The following is a 13,424-nucleotide window of genomic DNA, read 5'->3' on the forward strand; positions in this document are numbered from 1 at the left end:
TAATGTTTAAGCAATACCTGCAAGTTACAAAACCAGGAATTATTTTCGGGAATTTAATTTCTGTGATCGGCGGATTTCTGTTGGCTTCCAAAGGCAACACGGATTACGCCCTGTTTCTCATCACCCTGGTGGGCGTGTCACTGGTGGTTGCATCGGGTTGTGTGTTTAACAACGTGATCGACCGCGACATTGACATCAAGATGGAGAGAACCAGGAATCGGGTGCTGGTAAAAGGCCTCATCTCCGCGAAAGTAAGCCTGGTTTATGCCACTGTGCTGGGTATTGCTGGCTTTGCGTTGCTCTACTTCGGTGCTAATCCGCTGGCCATGTGGCTGGCGGTGATGGGCTTCGTGGTGTACGTGGGCATCTACAGTCTCTACATGAAGCGTAATTCCGTTTACGGTACGCTGATTGGCAGTCTGTCGGGTGCTGCGCCGCCGGTTATCGGCTACTGCGCGGTCTCTAACCAGTTTGATGCTGGCGCATTAATCCTGCTGGCGATCTTTAGCCTGTGGCAGATGCCGCATTCGTACGCGATTGCCATCTTCCGCTTTAAAGATTACCAGGCAGCGAACATCCCGGTTCTGCCGGTGGTGAAAGGCATTTCCGTGGCTAAAAATCATATTACGCTCTATATCCTGGCGTTTATGATTGCCACGCTGATGCTGACGCTGGGAGGCTACGCGGGCTACAAATATCTGGTGGTGGCTGCTGCGGTCAGCGTCTGGTGGCTGGGCATGGCGTTATCGGGTTATAAAACCGCTGATGACCGTGTCTGGGCGCGTAAACTGTTTGTCTTCTCTATCGTGACCATCACCGCACTGAGCGTGATGATGTCGGTGGATTCGATGGCTCCGGCCTCGAAGGACCTGCTGACTTACGTCTGGTAACCGGCACCGATACAGCATGAAAAGGGCGCGATTTTCGCGCCCTTTCTTTTTGTTACCACTGCTTAAAAACTATTGTTTTACCCGCCCTGCCCCGCCCCCTAGAATAAATGCAGCACATTAACAGAGGTTGGAATGAACGATAATAAAATGACTCCGGTGGAGCTGCGCGCCACATGGGGCCTCGGTACGGTCTTTTCCCTGCGCATGCTGGGAATGTTTATGGTCCTGCCGGTACTGACCACTTATGGCATGGCATTACAGGGCGCGAGTGAAACCTTAATTGGCCTGGCAATCGGCATTTATGGCCTTGCCCAGGCGATATTTCAGATTCCTTTTGGTCTGCTCTCCGATCGCATCGGGCGTAAGCCGCTGATCGTTGGCGGACTGTTGCTGTTTGTCCTGGGCAGTATTATTGCTGCCTGCACTGACTCCATCTGGGGCATTATTCTGGGCCGTGCACTTCAGGGCTCAGGCGCGATTGCCGCTGCCGTGATGGCGCTGTTATCCGATTTAACCCGTGAGCAGAACCGCACCAAAGCGATGGCGTTTATCGGCATCAGTTTTGGCGTTACCTTCGCGATCGCCATGGTGGTCGGCCCGATTGTTACTCACGCACTGGGCCTGCATGCGCTGTTCTGGATGATTGCGATTCTGGCGTCGCTGGGTATCGTGATCACCCTGCTGGTGGTGCCATCGGCCTCCCATCATGTTCTGAACCGTGAATCAGGCATGGTTAAAGGCAGCTTCCGCAAAGTGCTGGCTAACCCACGTCTGGTGAAGCTCAATATCGGTATTTTCTGCCTGCACGTCCTGCTGATGTCGAGCTTTGTCGCGTTGCCGGGGCAGTTTGAGCAGGCAGGCTTCCCGGCTCCCGAACACTGGAAAGTCTATCTCTCCACCATGCTGATCGCTTTTGCCGGCGTAGTACCTTTCATTATTTATGCCGAAGTGAAGCGCCGCATGAAGCGTGTCTTTGTCGGCTGCGTCGGGATGATTGTCATTGCTGAGATCGTATTGTGGGGCGCGGAAGGACATTTCTGGACGCTGGTGGTGGGTGTTCAGCTCTTCTTCTTCGCCTTCAACCTTATGGAAGCGATTCTGCCTTCGCTGATCAGTAAAGAGTCGCCCGCAGGCTACAAAGGCACGGCGATGGGGATCTACTCCACCAGCCAGTTCCTGGGCGTGGCCGTTGGCGGCAGCATGGGTGGCTGGGTATTTGGTCATTTCGATGCGCAGACCGTATTCCTGGTTGGCGCGATGGTAGCCGCAGCCTGGCTGTTTGTCAGCATGACAATGCAGGAACCGCCTTATGTCAGCAGCCTGCGCATCGTGCTGAGTGATGCCGCACTGGCCGTGCCGAATCTGGAGCAGCGCCTGAAAGCGCAGCCGGGCGTTAACTCTGTGTTTATCGTGCCCGAAGAGAAAAGCGCCTACATCAAAATTGATAGCAAGGTTACCAGCCGCCCTGAGCTGGAAGCTCTGCTGGGTAGTTGTTAGTTTAAAATGGGTTGTGCTGGTTAAATCTGGCCGGTTAGCCGTGGGATCTTGCGTGTAGAGGAAACCGGCTTGCTCGCTCAGATAACCGTTAGCCCATTTCGCTATTTGATCGAGCTGGCTCAGGGAACACGGTCAGATCGGAAAGTCGCAAAAGCCGCCATCCATGGCACGCTCGGCCCGCGCCGTCCTGGCGCGGGACGCTTTCCTCCTCTGACCGTGTTCCCTGCGCCCCTGAGCTTTTGAGTTGCTGCTAAGTTCCCCCAGGATTTGAATCTGTTAACAGACTCAAATCCAACTCAATCCTGGTTTCAGACAGCTTATAAACTCAAAGCAAGGGGGGCCAGCATAGGCTCAACCGCGCCAAACCCGGCACAAGCCTTCTTACAGACGACTCATAAATCCAAGGCGATGGGTGCCTGAGCCAGAACGCTATCATCCAGACGACCTCTCGCTCAACAACAAAAAACCCGGCCTTAGCCGGGTTTTTATCACTGCATTCATGCTGAAATTCAGCCGGCCCCCGCTTAATCGCGGAAGTTTTTAAACTGGAATGGCTGCCCCAGATTGCTGCCGCGCACGATTGCCATCGCACCCTGCAAATCATCACGCGCTTTGCCGGTTACACGCAATGCTTCACCCTGAATCTGGGTCTGCACTTTCAGCTTGCTGTCTTTGATCAGCTTCACCAGCTTCTTCGCCACGTCGCTTTCAATGCCTTTTTTCAGTTTGGCATCGACCGCCCAGCTTTTGCCGCTGTGCTCAATCTCTTCCGGCACCTCTAAAGCACCGCCTTCAATCCCGCGCTTCAGTAACTTCTCACGCAAAATATCCACCAGCTGCTTAACCTGAAAATCGGACTCGCTGGTGATTTTGATGGTTTCATTCTTTTCGTTGAGCTCAAACTCGGCGCTCACGTTGCGGAAATCGAAGCGGGTAGACACTTCACGGTTGGCATTTTCCACCGCATTGCGAATTTCCTGCAGATCGACTTCTGAAACGATATCGAAAGATGGCATCTCTTCTTCTCCTGACGCTAAAGTGACATGCATAATACGCGTCTTAAGGTGCTAAATAAAATCAGGCTGCACACAACGCTATAATGACAGTGTGACAGTAAATAATAGATGGATAGCCCGCCAGCGGGAGGCAGCATGAAAATTACCGTGTTAGGTTGCGGTGCTCTGGGTCAGATCTGGATGACAGCCCTTGCCCGCCAGGGACATGAGGTGCAGGGATGGTTGCGGGTGCCGCAGCCCTACTGTTCAGCCAATGTGATTGATCCACAGGGTAACATTTCGAACCGCACGTTTATCGCCAACGATCCGCTGTTTCTGGCAGAAAGCCAGCTGCTGCTGGTTACGCTCAAAGCCCCGCAGGTCTCGCCCGCGGTGAAAAATCTGGAAAGCGTGCTGCCAGAAAACTGCCCGGTGCTGCTGCTGCACAACGGCATGGGGACGCTGGAAGAGCTGAAAGGGCTGACTCAGCCGCTGCTGCGCGGCGTCACCACCCATGCGGCGATGCGCGACGGCACTGTTATTAAACACATTGCCAGTGGCATTACCCACATCGGCCCCGGTAACCGCAAAAGCGCCGCTTACAGCGATCTCGCCGATATCCTGCATCATGCCCTGCCTGACGTCGCCTGGCATGACAACATCCGGGCGGCCTGCTGGCGCAAGCTGGCAGTGAACTGCATCATCAATCCGCTAAGCGTGGAGTATGAGTGCCAGAACGGTGCCCTGCGCGCTTATCCGGAGCAGATCGCGCAACTGTGCGAAGAGATCAGCTGGGTCATGGAGCGCGAAGGTCAGAACGTTGCCAGCGAAAGCCTGCAGGACATCATCTTCGACGTGATTGAAAGCACCGCGGCCAACACATCTTCGATGCTGCAGGACATACGCGCCCAGCGTCTTAGCGAAATCGACTATATCAGCGGTTTTCTGCTGCGCCGCGCCCGGACGCACGGCCTGGTGCTGACGGAGAATACCCGTCTGTATGACATTGTAAAACGCAAGGAGTCCCATTATGACCGCGAACGCATCAGTGCTGGTTTGCCTGGCACATGGCAGTGAAGAAACCGAAGCTGTCACCACCATCGACCTGCTGGTACGCGCCGGGCTGAACGTTGTCACCGCCAGCGTCGAAAGCGACGGCAACCGGGAGATCGTCTGCTCACGCGGTGTTCGTCTGCTGGCTGACGTGACGCTGGTTGAAGTCGCCGACAATGATTTCGCCGCCATCGTCCTGCCCGGCGGCCTGAAAGGCGCCGAAACCTTCCGTGACAGTCCGCTGTTAGTCGAAACGGTACGCCAGTTTCACCTCAATGAAAGGATCGTCGCCGCTATCTGCGCAGCAGCAGGCACGGTACTCATCCCCCACGATCTCTTCCCGGTCGGTAACATGACCGGCTTTCCCGGCTTAAAAGAGACCATTCCGTCAGACAAGTGGATGGAGCGGCGTGTGGTCTGGGATCCGCGCGTCAATCTGCTGACCAGCCAGGGACCTGGCACGGCAATGGATTTTGCGCTGAAGCTGATCGATCTGCTGGTGGGAAAAGAGATGGCGCGCGAGGTGGCCGCACAGCTGGTGCTGGCTCCCGGCATTTATGACTATCAGGCGTAAACACGCTGAGTTAAAACGCTCTGTTTAAGGCAATGCAGCCAGTCAGACCTGAACAGGCGCTGACTGGCTCTAAACTGTCACTACGGGCGGTAGACTTTGACGTTTTTAAAGCCCTGCTCATGCAGATAGAGTGCCTGCAGACGGCTCATCACACCACGATCGCAGTAGAGCAACCAGGTCCGGTTCTGATCGAGATCGCCAAATTGCGTACTGAGTTTGTAGAACGGCAGCGACTTCACTTCCGTGGCTTTCAGTGCCAGAGGCTTCTCTTCCTGCTCATCAATAGAGCGGATATCCAGCACCACGTCGTTCTCACTCAGCATGGCGACGGTCTCAACTTCAACCACCTCCTCTTCTGTCTGCTCAGCGATGGTACGGATATCGACGTTGGTCGCCTCTTCAATGACCCGATCCAGAATCGTGAAGTCGAAATTCTGCTCTTCAGCCTCGATCTTCTCTTTCACCGCTTTCACGGTCGGGCTTTTTGAGATGACACCGCAATATTCCGGCATGGTGCTGGCGAAATCTTCGGTGCCAATCTCACGGGCAATCCTGATGATGTGCTCTTTGTCATGAGAGATCAGCGGACGCAGAATCAGCGTATCAGAGGCGTTATCAATCAGGCGCAGGTTGGTCAGCGTCTGGCTCGACACCTGACCCACCGCTTCACCGGTAACCAGTGCCTGCACGCCGTAGCGCTCAGCAATCGTCGAAGCGGCACGCACCATCATGCGCTTCAGCACCACGCCCATCTGACCGTCATCCACTTTTTCGAGGATCTCACCCACTACCGGCTCAAAATTGATCGCCACGAACCGCACGCGGTGTGAACGACCAAAACGATTCCACAGATAGTGCGCAACCTGACGGACGCCAATCTCATGGGCGGCACCGCCAAGATTAAAGAAGCAGTAATGTACGCGACTGCCGCGACGCAGCAGCATATAGCTGGAGACGCCGGAGTCAAAGCCACCGGAAATCAGCGACAGCACATCTTCCTGCGTGCCGATCGGGAAACCGCCCAGACCTTCGTAGCGCGCAGTCACCAGCGTCAGACGATTCTCTTCAACTTCAAGATTCACCGTCACGTCCGGGTTTTTAAGCTGTACGCGGGCGCTTTCAATATGCTGATTCAGACCGCCGCCAACATAGCGCTCCACATCCTGTGAACTGAAGCTATGCTTACCACGACGTTTAACACGTACGCAGAAGCTCTTCCCTTCAAGGCTGTCGCGATACTGCACTAAAGTCTGTTCAAAGATGTGATGAATATCGGTGTACTCACGATCTTCAACCGCTAAAACGTGATGAATCCCCGGAATGCGCGTCAGCTCATCGGGAATAATGTCCCGCAGCACCGGATTTTTCGAACGCACTTCAATGTGATCCCAGTGACGCACAACGGCGATTTCGTCGCTAACGGTTTTCAGGACGTTGCGGATATTGCTGGCAAGAATCTTGATAAAGCGCAAACGCACCGACGGACTCTTGATGGTGATTTCAGGAAATAACTTGATGATAAACTTCATGGCGGCGACACAGCTTCGTTGGGCAAATAAGTGCTAAAACAGGCAGCACTTAGCTGGTAAAATCACAAAATTGCGGGCTGCAAGGCGCAACCGCATCCGAGGCGCGGGAGTATATCACCTTTGTCAGGTGACTGCTTCTTCATCAGCCGCCGCATTGATTATTTTGCTAATCATAGGGTCTCAGCTACCATGACCGATTGCGAGATAATGTCCCAACCGTGAGTCGACACGAAATATGCCGAAAAAAGCCGAACAGCCAGCCAGCTTTGAAACGTCATTGCAGCAGCTGGAGCAGATTGTCAGCCGTCTGGAAAGTGGTGAACTGCCGCTGGAAGAAGCCCTGAACGAATTTGAGCGCGGCGTGCAGCTGGCGCGGACTGGCCAGCAGACGCTGCAGCAGGCTGAACAGCGGGTCCGTATTCTGCTGAACGATGATAAAGATGCCGACCTCACTGCTTTCACGCCGGAAAACAGCTAATGGATTTCGCCCGATTACTCGACGCGTATCAGCAGCAGGTTAATGCCGCACTGACGCGTTTTATAGAGCCACTCCCTTTTCAGAGTTCTCCTCTGGTGAATGCCATGCATTATGGGGCATTATTAGGCGGTAAACGCCTGCGTCCTTTTCTGGTCTACGCTACCGGCGAAATGCTCCACGCCGACCCGGCGAGTCTGGATGCCGCCGCCGCGGTTGAATGCATTCATGCGTACTCTCTGATTCATGACGATCTCCCCGCAATGGACGATGATGCACTGCGTCGCGGGCAGCCAACCTGTCACATTAAATATGGCGAAGATACCGCGATTCTGGCGGGCGACGCCCTGCAGACGCTGGCCTTTTCAATTCTGGCCGACCAGGCGATGCCCGGTGTCAGCGCTGAATATCGTCTGATGATGCTCTCTGAACTGGCGAAAGCCAGCGGCGTGGCCGGCATGTGTGGCGGACAGGCGCTTGATTTAGCGGCGGAAGGTAAATCTGTGGATCTGGACCAGCTGGAGCAGATCCATCGTCATAAAACCGGCGCGCTGATCCGTTCAGCGGTACGGTTAGGCGCCTTAACGGCGGGCGATGCTGGCCGGGAAGCCCTGCCGCTGCTCGACCGCTATGCAGAGGCCATTGGTCTCGCGTTTCAGGTGCAGGACGACATTCTGGATGTGATCGGTGACACAGCGGTGATCGGAAAACGCCAGGGTGCCGATCAGCATCTGGGAAAAAGCACCTATCCTTCACTGTTAGGCCTTGAAAATGCCCAAGCTAAAGCGCGGGATTTGTATCAGGAAGCACTTGATACGTTAGAAATGCTCGCTGCGCACTCTTATAACACTACAGCACTGCAGGCGCTGGCGAGCTTCATAATTGAACGCGACAAATAACTTCCATAATGAGTCTCTGATGAGTTTTGATATTGCTAAATACCCGACACTGGCGCTGGCAAACACGGTTCAGGAGCTGCGCGCCCTGCCGAAAGAGAAGTTGCCTGCGCTCTGTGATGAACTGCGTCAGTATCTGTTAGACAGTGTAAGCCGCTCCAGCGGCCATTTTGCGTCGGGTCTGGGCGTGGTCGAACTGACGGTTGCGCTGCATTATGTCTATAACACCCCCTTCGACCATCTGGTATGGGATGTGGGTCATCAGGCTTATCCCCATAAAATTCTGACCGGTCGCCGCGATCGCATCGGTACGATTCGTCAGAAAAATGGCGTACACCCGTTTCCATGGCGCGGCGAAAGTGAATATGACGTATTGAGCGTCGGACACTCGTCAACCTCCATCAGTGCCGGTCTCGGCATGGCCGCGGCGGCAGAACGTGAAGGTCAGGGTCGTCGCACCGCCTGTATTATTGGCGATGGCGCCATCACCGCTGGCATGGCGTTTGAAGCGATGAACCATGCCGGTGATATCAAGCCGGACATGCTGGTGATCCTCAACGACAACGAAATGTCGATCTCCGAAAACGTCGGCGCGCTGAATAACCGTCTGGCGCAGATCCTGTCGGGTAAAACCTACGCGCGACTGCGCGAAGGCAGCAAGCGTGTGCTGACCAGCCTGCCACCGATTAAAGAGCTGGTAAGACGCACCGAAGAGCATCTCAAAGGCATGGTCGTGCCGGGTACGCTGTTCGAAGAGCTGGGCTTTAATTATATCGGCCCGGTAGATGGTCACGATGTGCTGACGCTGGTCAATACGCTGAGCAACATGCGCAGCCTGAAAGGGCCGCAGTTCCTGCATATCATGACGAAGAAAGGTAAAGGCTACGCCCCGGCAGAGGAAGATCCGATTGCCTGGCACGCCGTGCCTAAATTTGATCCTGCGATTGGCGAACTGCCAAAAAGCGCGGAAGGTCTGCCAAGCTACTCTAAAATCTTCGGCAACTGGCTGTGCGAAATGGCCGCCGACGATCCGAAACTGATGGCGATTACGCCAGCAATGCGCGAAGGCTCCGGCATGGTGGCCTTCTCACGCGAATTCCCGAAACAATATTTCGATGTGGCGATTGCCGAGCAGCACGCCGTGACCTTCGCTGCCGGTATGGCGATTGGCGGCTATAAACCGATTGTTGCTATCTACTCCACCTTCCTGCAGCGCGCCTACGATCAGCTGATCCATGACGTCGCCATCCAGAAACTGCCGGTCCTGTTTGCTATCGATCGCGGTGGTATTGTTGGCGCGGATGGGCAGACTCACCAGGGCGCGTTTGATCTCGCCTATCTGCGCTGCGTGCCGGATATGGTGATCATGACCCCCAGCGATGAAAATGAGTGTCGGCAGATGCTCTACACCGGCTATCACTATCAGGATGGTCCAAGTGCGGTGCGCTATCCGCGCGGCACTGGTGTCGGTACGCCACTGGCTCCGCTGCAGAGCCTGCCGCTGGGTAAAGCCGTGGTGAAACGTCAGGGTGAAAAGCTGGCGATTCTGAACTTCGGCACCCTGTTGCCGGAAGCGGCCGCCACGGCGGAAGCGCTGAATGCGACTCTGGTCGACATGCGCTTTGTGAAGCCGCTGGATGAAGCGCTGATCACCGAGCTCGCCGCCACGCACGACTCGCTGATTACGCTGGAAGAAGGCGCCATCAAGGGCGGTGCCGGCAGTGGCGTCAATGAATTTGTCATGGCGAAACGTCTGGCTGTTCCGGTGCTGAACATCGGTCTGCCTGATGAGTTCATCCCGCAGGGGACGCAGGACGAAGTGCGTCATGACTATCTGCTGGACGCGGAGGGCATTCAGCAGCAGATCGCCCGCTGGCTGGCGCAGTAACCTCCTCTCGCTGCGCTCCCCCTCGGGGAGCGCAACATCCTGCTATGCTAAGACCTTTGCACTTTCGCAGGAGCCTCCACCATGAAAACGATTCAACTGGGTACCACCGATCTGCAGGTGTCGCGTCTCTGTCTTGGCTGCATGACTTATGGCGAACCCACGCGCGGCAACCATGCCTGGACGCTGCCGGAAGCGAGCAGCCGTCCGCTGATCCAGCAGGCGCTGAACGCAGGGATCAACTTTTTCGATACCGCCAACAGCTATTCAGATGGCAGCAGTGAAGAGATCCTGGGTCGGGCGCTGAAAGACTTTGCCCGCCGTGAAGAGATCGTGGTCGCCACCAAAGTCTATTTCCCGCTGACCAATCTGTCACAGGGATTGTCGCGCAAGAATATTCTGCAATCCATTGATGACAGCCTGCAGCGCCTCGGCATGGAGTATGTCGACCTGCTGCAGATTCACCGCTGGGATTATGAGACGCCGCTGGAAGAGACGCTGGAAGCGCTGCATGAAGTCGTGCAGTCTGGCAAAGCACGTTATATCGGTGCCTCCTCGATGCACGCCAGTCAGTTTGCTCAGGCGTTGCAGATGCAGTCGGAACAGGGCTGGCATCGCTTTGTCAGCATGCAGGATCAGTACAACCTGATTCAGCGCGAAGAGGAGCGTGAAATGCATCCTCTCTGCCTGCAAGAGCAGATTGCCGTGCTGCCATGGAGTCCGCTGGCGCGCGGTAAGCTGACCCGCCCGTGGGGGCAAAATACCGCACGTTCCGCTTCTGACAAAGTGATGGCGTCGCTCTACGACAATACCGAAGAGAATGATGCTGTGATTGCAGAGCGGCTGGCGCAGGTGGCGGAAGATAAAGGTGTAACGCGGGCGCAGGTGGCTCTGGCCTGGCTGCTGAGCAAGCCTGCCGTCACGGCACCGATTATTGGTGCGTCGCGTGCTGAGCAGTTTGAGGATCTGGTGAAGGCGGTGGATGTCACGCTGAGTGATGAGGAAGTTGCACTGCTGGAAGAGGTCTATCAGCCGCATCAGCCGGTAGGATTCGAATAAAATCAGAGAAGGAGACGCCCTGCCCGGGCGTCACCTTCTGTCGCGGTGTTAAAAGCCCTGGCAGTTAACCCGCCAGCCAGACCCCAAAGCCATACAGCATGGCAGCGGAAATCACGCCAGCAATAATGTCATCCACCATAATGCCCATGCCGCCATGCACATTGCGGTCAAACCAGCGAATCGGCCACGGCTTCCACATATCAAGAATACGGAACAGCACAAAGCCACCCAGAACCCATTGCCAGCTGTTGACCGGAATCGCCATCAGCGTGATCCACATGCCGATAAACTCATCCCAGACAATACTGCCGTGATCGTGTACGCCCATATCTTTAGCGGTGCGATGGCAGAGATAGACGCCAACGCAGATACCGACCAGCACCACCAGCGAATAGAGATCCTGCGGCAGATAGGTCATCAGCCACCAGAACGGAATGGCCGCCAGCGATCCCATGGTGCCAGGCACGACCGGGCTTAATCCGCTGCCGAAACCGGTCGCCAGCAGATGCCAGGGATTGCTCATCCGCAGGCGACTCTTCGCCACGTCGTTATTTAGCATCAAAGTGATCAAACCCTTTATGACGGAATGTGGCGGGCTTGCCATTATCCAGCAGCGTTAAGCCTTCCGACTCCGGTGCCATCTGCCCGATGCAGGTATAGGGCACGCCCAGATGACCCAGCGCCACATCGAGCGCGCCGCGATTGACCTCGGGCACCGTAAAGCAGAGTTCGTAATCTTCTCCGCCACTCAGCGCCCAGCGCAGGACCTGCTCAGGGTCGAAATGGTCGCGCAGCGCAGCCGAAAGGGGCAACGCATCCAGATTAAGCCGTGCGCCACAGCCGCTGGCTTTCAGCACGTGGCCGAGATCGGAAATCAGGCCGTCGGAAAGATCCACCGCTGAGGAGGCCAGCGAACGCAGCGCCTGGCCCTGCAGAATGCGCGGCATAGGACGCAGATGACGTTTAATCAGCGCTTCATGCACCGCCGGATCGCTGATGCGGCAGTGGTGCTGCAGCAGCGCCAGGCCCGCCGCGCTGTCACCCAGCGTACCGGTCACGTAAATCCAGTCACCCGGCTTCGCGCCTGAACGTTTCAGGGCGCGGCCCTGCGGCACCAGACCGTGAATCGCCAGCGTCAGGCTCAGCGGGCCACGGGTGGTGTCGCCACCGACCAGCTGCATGTCGTAATATTCCAGCAGTTCAAACAGGCTTTCGCTGAAGGCAGAGAGCCAGCTCTCATCGACCTGCGGCAGCGTTAAGGCCAGCGTCAGCCATGCGGGATCGGCGCCCATGGCAGCAAGGTCGCTGAGATTCACAGCCAGGGCTTTGTAACCCAGATCGGCAGGATGGATATCCCGTAAGAAGTGCACACCCGCGACCAGGGTATCGGTGCTGATCGCCAGCGTCTGTTTTTCCGGCACGCTAAGTAACGCACAATCGTCACCGATGCCGAGTTCGACATCACGGCGGCTGCGTGTTCTGCGGTTGAAGTAGCGTGCGATGAGTTCAAATTCACCACAAGACATAATTGCGTTCCGCTTAACCCTTCATGAAAAAAGGCCGGCAAGCCGGCCTTTTTGTTTATTTGCGATTGGGTCGAATTTGTGGACCGGCTTTATCAAGCACGCCGTTAACAAATTTATGACTGTCTTCGGCACCGAAGACTTTCGCCAGCTCAATCCCTTCGTTGATGGCCACTTTATAAGGCACATCATTACGTTTGCTCAGCTCATACAGCGAGATGCGCAGGATAGCTTTTTCAACCTGGCCCAGCTCTTCGAGCTGACGCGACAGATAGGGCTTCATCAGTCCATCCAGATACGCACTGTTGGTCGCCACACCGGACAGCAGTTCGCGGAAGTAGGTAATGTCGACGTCTTTGACGTCCTGTTCCGCCAGAAACTGGTATTCCACATCGGCAATGTCGTTATTCGACAACTGCCAGGAGTAAAGCGCCTGAACAGCGCACTCACGGGCGCGACGACGAGCAGCAGGTTTCACAAAATTCCCCTTACAAAAATCAGGCTTTAATGGCTTTCAATACGTTGATCATTTCGAGCGCAGTCAGAGCCGCTTCAGCACCTTTGTTACCCGCTTTGGTGCCGGCACGCTCAATGGCCTGCTCGATGCTTTCAGTGGTCAGCACGCCAAACGCGACAGGAATCTCGCTGTTCATGGCAACGCTGGCGATACCGGAGCTGGCTTCACCCGCCACATATTCGAAGTGCGCAGTGCCACCACGAATAACCGTACCGAGTGCGATAATCGCATCATATTTGCCGGTGTTGGCCAGCGCGCGTGCTGCCAGAGGCAGTTCGTATGCACCAGGCACCCAGACTACGGTGATATTGTCATCTTTGACCTGGCCGATACGTTTCAGGGCATCAACTGCGCCATCCAGCAGGCTGTCATTAATGAAGTTGTTAAAACGCGCGATAACGATGGCAACATTGGCCTCAGGCGTTGCAACAGCAGCTTCGATAACTTTCATACTTATCCTTTCAGGGGTTTGGTTGGCCCCGCGCAGGGGGGCGGATTCTATCATACTCTTGGGCGGCGTGCTCTCGCTTT

The 13,424-nt window shown here is 55.7% G+C and carries 14 protein-coding genes; 8 read left to right on the forward strand and 6 right to left on the reverse strand.

Annotation, left to right across the window (positions count from 1 at the left end):
* The first annotated feature begins 2 nt into the window (after positions 1-2).
* The gene (gene cyoE / locus ACXKZD_RS14800) at positions 3-890 is read left to right on the forward strand and encodes a heme o synthase (protein ID WP_010255394.1); all 888 of its coding nucleotides are present in this window, start codon (positions 3-5) and stop codon (positions 888-890) included.
* A gap of 132 nt (positions 891-1,022) precedes the next feature.
* Positions 1,023-2,387: an MFS transporter gene (locus tag ACXKZD_RS14805; protein ID WP_010255391.1), complete on the forward strand. Its 1,365-nt coding sequence runs from the start codon at positions 1,023-1,025 to the stop codon at positions 2,385-2,387.
* Between the two features lie 524 nt (positions 2,388-2,911).
* Here ACXKZD_RS14805 and ACXKZD_RS14810 read toward each other — a convergent pair.
* A complete protein-coding gene (locus tag ACXKZD_RS14810) occupies positions 2,912-3,403 on the reverse strand; it encodes a YajQ family cyclic di-GMP-binding protein (protein ID WP_003852530.1) in 492 nt (163 codons plus the stop codon).
* A 135-nt stretch (positions 3,404-3,538) separates the two neighbouring features.
* Here ACXKZD_RS14810 and panE point away from each other — a divergent pair, with 135 nt between their 5' ends.
* Complete coding sequence (panE, locus tag ACXKZD_RS14815; RefSeq protein ID WP_488981701.1) at positions 3,539-4,459, forward strand: 2-dehydropantoate 2-reductase; 921 nt, start codon at positions 3,539-3,541, stop codon at positions 4,457-4,459.
* Complete coding sequence (yajL, locus tag ACXKZD_RS14820) at positions 4,413-5,009, forward strand: protein deglycase YajL (RefSeq protein ID WP_010671202.1); 597 nt, start codon at positions 4,413-4,415, stop codon at positions 5,007-5,009. Before panE ends, yajL begins: the two co-directional genes overlap by 47 nt.
* 80 nt (positions 5,010-5,089) lie before the next feature.
* Here the strand turns inward: yajL and thiI are convergent, their stop codons facing one another.
* On the reverse strand, positions 5,090-6,538 hold the full coding sequence (gene thiI, locus ACXKZD_RS14825) for a tRNA uracil 4-sulfurtransferase ThiI (protein ID WP_033766637.1): 1,449 nt from the start codon (positions 6,536-6,538) through the stop codon (positions 5,090-5,092).
* A gap of 235 nt (positions 6,539-6,773) precedes the next feature.
* On the opposite strand from thiI, the gene xseB reads away from it, so the two are divergent.
* The 4 genes from xseB to ACXKZD_RS14845 all read left to right on the forward strand — a co-directional run bounded on the left by xseB (position 6,774) and on the right by ACXKZD_RS14845 (position 10,853).
* Positions 6,774-7,016, forward strand: coding sequence for an exodeoxyribonuclease VII small subunit (xseB, locus tag ACXKZD_RS14830; RefSeq protein WP_010255382.1), 243 nt, complete (start codon positions 6,774-6,776; stop codon positions 7,014-7,016).
* Complete coding sequence (ispA, locus tag ACXKZD_RS14835; protein ID WP_488981702.1) at positions 7,016-7,912, forward strand: (2E,6E)-farnesyl diphosphate synthase; 897 nt, start codon at positions 7,016-7,018, stop codon at positions 7,910-7,912. Before xseB ends, ispA begins: the two co-directional genes overlap by 1 nt.
* A 19-nt stretch (positions 7,913-7,931) precedes the next feature.
* The gene (gene dxs / locus ACXKZD_RS14840) at positions 7,932-9,797 is read left to right on the forward strand and encodes a 1-deoxy-D-xylulose-5-phosphate synthase (protein WP_346451363.1); all 1,866 of its coding nucleotides are present in this window, start codon (positions 7,932-7,934) and stop codon (positions 9,795-9,797) included.
* Between the two features lie 81 nt (positions 9,798-9,878).
* Positions 9,879-10,853: an aldo/keto reductase gene (locus ACXKZD_RS14845; protein ID WP_301249670.1), complete on the forward strand. Its 975-nt coding sequence runs from the start codon at positions 9,879-9,881 to the stop codon at positions 10,851-10,853.
* A gap of 64 nt (positions 10,854-10,917) precedes the next feature.
* On the opposite strand, the gene pgpA is transcribed toward ACXKZD_RS14845, so the two are convergent.
* Genes pgpA through ribH form a run of 4 tightly spaced genes read right to left on the reverse strand, consistent with a single transcriptional unit; the run spans position 10,918 to position 13,344 of the window.
* On the reverse strand, positions 10,918-11,412 hold the full coding sequence (gene pgpA, locus ACXKZD_RS14850) for a phosphatidylglycerophosphatase A (protein ID WP_031293112.1): 495 nt from the start codon (positions 11,410-11,412) through the stop codon (positions 10,918-10,920).
* Entirely contained in the window at positions 11,402-12,379 is a 978-nt protein-coding gene (gene thiL / locus ACXKZD_RS14855) for a thiamine-phosphate kinase (protein ID WP_010255374.1), read from the reverse strand. Before thiL ends, pgpA begins: the two co-directional genes overlap by 11 nt.
* 55 nt (positions 12,380-12,434) lie before the next feature.
* Positions 12,435-12,854: a transcription antitermination factor NusB gene (nusB, locus tag ACXKZD_RS14860; RefSeq protein WP_010255372.1), complete on the reverse strand. Its 420-nt coding sequence runs from the start codon at positions 12,852-12,854 to the stop codon at positions 12,435-12,437.
* Positions 12,855-12,873: 19 nt separating this feature from the next.
* The gene (gene ribH, locus ACXKZD_RS14865; RefSeq protein WP_010255369.1) at positions 12,874-13,344 is read right to left on the reverse strand and encodes a 6,7-dimethyl-8-ribityllumazine synthase; all 471 of its coding nucleotides are present in this window, start codon (positions 13,342-13,344) and stop codon (positions 12,874-12,876) included.
* Between the last annotated feature and the right edge of the window lie 80 nt (positions 13,345-13,424).

Source organism: Pantoea sp. ABR1s, from assembly GCF_057812235.1.

What these genes read in the sequence shown, in the direction of transcription:
- ispA (WP_488981702.1), top strand. Translation starts at nt 7,016, where the DNA reads ATGGATTTCGCCCGATTACTCGACGCGTATCAGCAGCAGGTTAATGCC.
- cyoE (WP_010255394.1), top strand. Translation starts at nt 3, where the DNA reads ATGTTTAAGCAATACCTGCAAGTTACAAAACCAGGAATTATTTTCGGG.
- ribH (WP_010255369.1), bottom strand. Translation starts at nt 13,344, where the DNA reads ATGAAAGTTATCGAAGCTGCTGTTGCAACGCCTGAGGCCAATGTTGCC.
- ACXKZD_RS14845 (WP_301249670.1), top strand. Translation starts at nt 9,879, where the DNA reads ATGAAAACGATTCAACTGGGTACCACCGATCTGCAGGTGTCGCGTCTC.
- thiL (WP_010255374.1), bottom strand. Translation starts at nt 12,379, where the DNA reads ATGTCTTGTGGTGAATTTGAACTCATCGCACGCTACTTCAACCGCAGA.
- pgpA (WP_031293112.1), bottom strand. Translation starts at nt 11,412, where the DNA reads ATGCTAAATAACGACGTGGCGAAGAGTCGCCTGCGGATGAGCAATCCC.
- ACXKZD_RS14805 (WP_010255391.1), top strand. Translation starts at nt 1,023, where the DNA reads ATGAACGATAATAAAATGACTCCGGTGGAGCTGCGCGCCACATGGGGC.
- dxs (WP_346451363.1), top strand. Translation starts at nt 7,932, where the DNA reads ATGAGTTTTGATATTGCTAAATACCCGACACTGGCGCTGGCAAACACG.
- thiI (WP_033766637.1), bottom strand. Translation starts at nt 6,538, where the DNA reads ATGAAGTTTATCATCAAGTTATTTCCTGAAATCACCATCAAGAGTCCG.
- xseB (WP_010255382.1), top strand. Translation starts at nt 6,774, where the DNA reads ATGCCGAAAAAAGCCGAACAGCCAGCCAGCTTTGAAACGTCATTGCAG.
- ACXKZD_RS14810 (WP_003852530.1), bottom strand. Translation starts at nt 3,403, where the DNA reads ATGCCATCTTTCGATATCGTTTCAGAAGTCGATCTGCAGGAAATTCGC.
- yajL (WP_010671202.1), top strand. Translation starts at nt 4,413, where the DNA reads ATGACCGCGAACGCATCAGTGCTGGTTTGCCTGGCACATGGCAGTGAA.
- panE (WP_488981701.1), top strand. Translation starts at nt 3,539, where the DNA reads ATGAAAATTACCGTGTTAGGTTGCGGTGCTCTGGGTCAGATCTGGATG.